Genomic DNA, 1198 nt, shown 5'->3' with positions numbered 1-1198 from the left:
CCAGGGTCTCCAGCCGTGCCGCCAGCCGGGTCGCCGGGTCGCCTTCGTCGGCGTCGGCCAGCGCGGCCCGGACCTCGGTCAAGGCTTCCCGGCCGGCTCGCAGGACCACGTCCAGGCGGTCCCGGGCGGCGTCGCCGAGCGGCGTGGTGGCCTTGAGCGCCTCGGTCTGGAGCAGCATCACGGTCACCGTGTGCGCAAGCGTGTCGTGCACCCGCCGGGCCAGGCGTTCCCTGTCCTCGGCGGCCGCGGTCGCCTGATCGGCGATCCGGCGTTCCAGCCGCAGGTGCTCGGCCTCCGCCCGCTGCCGTTCCGCCTCGGCGCGCTGGCGCAGGTGCTCGCTGCGTTCCACCCCGGTCAGCCACGCCACCGTGACCGTGACGACGGCCATCAGCAGACCCTCGACCGGACCGTGCCGGACCGCGCTGGCGGCCGCCATGACCAGCCCGACGGCCGGGCACAGCACCCACCGGATCACCGGTGAGCGGTGGGTGGCCGCGGTGTAGAGCGCGATCGTGGCGGGGAAGAAGCCGACCGCGCGGGCCATGCCGAGCGTGGTGTGGGCGGCGGTCGCGCAGCCCACGACGATCAGCACCGCGGCCGGGAAACGCCGCCGCCAGACCAGCGGCAGCAGCTGGGCCACCGCGAGCGGCGCCGAGACGACAGTGCCGGACAGCACGAAGAGCAGGGCGGTCGCGGCGCCCAGGGCGAGATCCACCAGCGGCTGCCAATGCCCGCGCAGCCGGTCGGCCGTGATCCGGTACGCCATGCGACTGCTTACCATGGCCCGATGATCCGGCTTGCCGTCGTCGACGACCAGGCGCTGGTCCGGGAAGGGCTGAGCCTGATCCTGGGGGCCCAGCCGGATCTCGAGGTGGTCGCGGAGCTGCCGGACGGCCCCGCCCTGCTGGAGCTGCTGGCCGGCGACCCGCTCGCCGCCGACGTCATCCTGCTGGACCTCTATCTGCCCGGCGCGGACGGGGTGCGGGTGCTGGGCCAGTTGCGCGCCCGGATGCCCGAGGTGCCGGCGAAGGTGCTGATGCTGACCACGGTCGGCCGGGCCTCGGACATCCAGCGGGCGCTGGCCGCCGGCGCCGACGGCTTCGTGCTCAAGGACGCCGGCGGCAGCGAGCTCGCCGCGGCGGTCCGGGGCGCGCACGCCGGGGTCACCGCGCTGAGTGCCTCGGCGGCCGAGCTGCTC

At 75.5% G+C, this 1198-nt stretch carries 2 protein-coding genes; one reads left to right on the top strand and one right to left on the bottom strand.

Translation table 11 applies throughout. The annotated features are described in order from the left end of the window. A partial coding sequence (locus AB0C29_RS49405) for a histidine kinase (RefSeq protein WP_360835446.1) occupies window positions 1-781 on the bottom strand: 781 nt, incomplete at its 3' end. 6 nt (window positions 782-787) lie between these two features. Between AB0C29_RS49405 and AB0C29_RS49400 the strand changes: the two genes are divergently transcribed. Further along, window positions 788-1198 (top strand): response regulator transcription factor (locus tag AB0C29_RS49400; RefSeq protein WP_360835444.1); only part of this gene is annotated, 411 nt, incomplete at its 3' end.

It is taken from the genome of Actinoplanes sp. NPDC048791 (assembly GCF_040650095.1).
Taxonomy (GTDB): Bacteria; Actinomycetota; Actinomycetes; order Mycobacteriales; family Micromonosporaceae; genus Actinoplanes.
This window is presented reverse-complemented; position numbering and strand designations above follow the sequence as displayed.